We start from the raw sequence: 2,924 nt of genomic DNA on the forward strand, positions 1-2,924 counted from the left end.
CACCTGCCACTTGACGCTGTCGAGCCAACTGGCGCCGACATTCCACTCATGCTCCAGTGCGAGGCGGTAGCGCTCCATGTCGAGGGTACGTGGATAAGCGGTACTGGTGTAACCACCAAGAGCTGCGCTTGAATCCCATACCTGCTGGATAACAGTATTCCGGTCGAAGTACTCGCCGGTCAGCGTGATCTTGTGGTCTTCATTTGGCGTGGCCACGACCTTGACCAAGCCGTTATACGCACTGGTCTCCGCCGGGAAGAGCTCGTTGCATCGGAAATAGGCCGGCCGCGTACAGCTGTTCCAGATGCCACCATTGGAGTCACCCTTGGTGAGCTTGGCCTCTTCCGAGGAAATATGCCCAAAGCTACCGAGGACCTGCACTGCGCCGAAGTCGTACGCCCCGGTGACCTGCTTGCGCCAGGAATTGTCATAGCTGTCAAACGCCGTGCGCACTTCGAGCGCCCAGTTCTTGTCCTGGCCTTCGAGCAAGTCGGCAGGATCACGCGTACGCATGGCCACCGTGCCGCCGAGGGCATCGGCGCCCCAAAGCACAGAGTTCGGGCCTCGTACGAGTTCAACAGCCTGCAAGTTCCAGGTGTCGACAAAGTCGCGGCTACCGTCGGTGATGCGTTCCTGAATGCGCGAGCCATCCACCATCATGAGGACGCGATTGCCGCCCATGCCGCGGATGGAGAAGCTGTTGAGCTGGCCCCAGGGATTGGTGATTGAAGTCTGGCGATCGACCGAGATACCGGGCTCGTAACGCACCAGATCTTGCATATCGCGCACGACGCGCTTTTCGATATCTTCCTGGGTGACGACGGTAATGGTCTGCGGGACCTCAAGCAGGCGCTTGCTTTGGCGCGTTGCCGAGATCACGAGACGATCGAGCAGGGTTATCTGCGTTGCAGACAGATTGGCTGTCGTCGACTGTGCCGCAGCAGGGCTCAGGGCCGCCGAAGTCATCAAGAGAGAAGTTGCCAGTAGAATGACGCAGGCGGACGGCGTCGGCCGGACGCGAATGCGCCCAGTCGACCTAAGTGGTCGGTTCATCAGTGCCCCCAAGGAAAGGAAAAGGCGGGGCTGGCTTCGCTGGTGATGACTGGCTGCTGGCTACGCGACGGCAGACCTATTTAAGCTGACCATCAAAGTCAACTATTATTGGAATCTTCACCTGTACATGTCCCTGCCTTCAGTCGGCGGCCCGTCAGACGTGGAAGTCGGTCATAATTCGATCGCCTATAGCGATTGAAGCTTAGGAATTAATATCGCTTTTTTCAGGATAGAGCTTGTCCAATAGTCTGCCCAATCCGGAGCCCGGAATGAGTGCGAACCGCACCGCCGGCCTCGGGGGAGATTAGGGGAGGAGCCCTCATGACCACCACATTCGATTCCGAAGACGGCCTGATTGCGGGTATGCAGCGTCGAGACTTCCTGCGCGGCATTGCCGCCTTGGGCATGGGCTTGCCGCTGACGGGCCTCGGCCTCAGCGGCGTTTTTGCACAGGATGCGGCGCCGAAAGCCGGTGGCATCCTGACCTTCAACCTGACCGCCAGCCCCTCCAATTTCGATCCGATGTCGAATGGGTCCTCGACAACCCTGGGCATCATCTCACCCTGCTACAACAGCCTCGTCCGTTTCGATCCGATGGACCCGAACACGGTCGTCGGCGACCTCGCGACCTCCTGGGAGGTCTCCGGGGACGGCAAGACCTATACGTTCCACCTCGCCGAAGGCGTGCTGTTCCACGATGGCGTGCCGATGACCTCAGCGGACGTCAAAACCACTTTCGACTGGATCCGCAATCCGCCCGAGGGGATCGTTTCCAATCGCAAGGGCATGCTCGAAGTCGTCGAGAACATCGACGCGCCCGATGAAAAGACGGTCGTCTTCACGCTCAAGCGCCCGCTCGGCTCTTTCCTCAACAATCTGTCGAGCGGCTGGATGCTGGTGCAGCCAAAGCACGTGCTCGAGAGCACTGGCGCAATGAAGGACGTGATCGTCGGCACCGGCCCCTTCAAGCTCAAGGAAATCGTCTCGGGCGTGTCGATCGAACTCGAAAAGAACGCCGATTATTGGGTCGATGGCCTGCCCTATCTCGATGGCATCAAGGCCTTCGTCATTCCCGATCAGGGAGCCACCTGGAATTACCTGCAGAACGGCCAGCTCCACATCTTCATGTCCATCCAGGGCCAGGAAGCGGGGCAATATACGACCGGCGGCGATGTAACCGTGCTCGATTCTCCCAGCACGTCCGTCATCGCCGTGACGTTCAACACCGAGATGGAGCCGTTCAGCAATCCCGAGTTGCGCAAGGCGGCAAGTCTGGCGATCGACCGTGCCACGGCGCTTGAAGTCGGCCAGCGCGGGCAGGGCGCCTTTGGCGGCGCCGTCATGCCGGGGCCCTGGAGCCTCGGCGAAACCGAGCTGCAAGCGATCCCGGGCTATGGCACTGATGTTGAAGCCAACCTGGCTGAAGCCAGGAGGATCATGGAAGAGCAGGGCTACGGCGGCGGGCTCGACGTGAAACTCCTCGTCCGCCGAATTGCGCTCTTCGAACCCATCGGGGTCCTCCTCAAGGACGCATGGGCCAAGATCGGCATCAATGTCACCCTCGACCTGCAGGAAAATGCCAGCTTCTTTGAGGCGCAGGACAAGCGCAGCTATCAGGCGGTGGTCAGCGGTGGCTCGTTCAATTCCAACGATCCCGGCGATCTGCGCGACTATGTGACCTGCGGCGCGGCCAACAATTATTCCGAGTTCTGCGTGGAAACCAACGACGTCGCCTTCAAGGCCTTCGATGAGGCGCTGGATCCAACAGAACGGAAGTCGCTTGCCAATGCATGGGAGGCCAGTTTCCTCGCCAGCCATCCGGTGTTCTACATGTATTGGCGCAAGCGCTTCATGGGCGTCCACAACACCGT

Annotated in this window: 2 protein-coding genes; one reads left to right on the forward strand and one right to left on the reverse strand. The window is 59.8% G+C overall.

Going from position 1 to position 2,924, the window contains the following annotated elements:
* Window positions 1–1,053, reverse strand: a 1,053-nt coding sequence (locus tag ABW043_RS17820) for a TonB-dependent receptor plug domain-containing protein (RefSeq protein ID WP_353922540.1), incomplete at its 3' end; no start/stop codon positions are given.
* A 321-nt stretch (window positions 1,054–1,374) separates the two neighbouring features.
* Between ABW043_RS17820 and ABW043_RS17825 the strand changes: the two genes are divergently transcribed.
* The coding region (locus tag ABW043_RS17825; RefSeq protein WP_353922541.1) for an ABC transporter substrate-binding protein at window positions 1,375–2,924 on the forward strand (1,550 nt) is incomplete at its 3' end.

The organism is Devosia sp., from assembly GCF_040509215.1.
Taxonomy (GTDB): domain Bacteria; phylum Pseudomonadota; class Alphaproteobacteria; order Rhizobiales; family Devosiaceae; genus Devosia.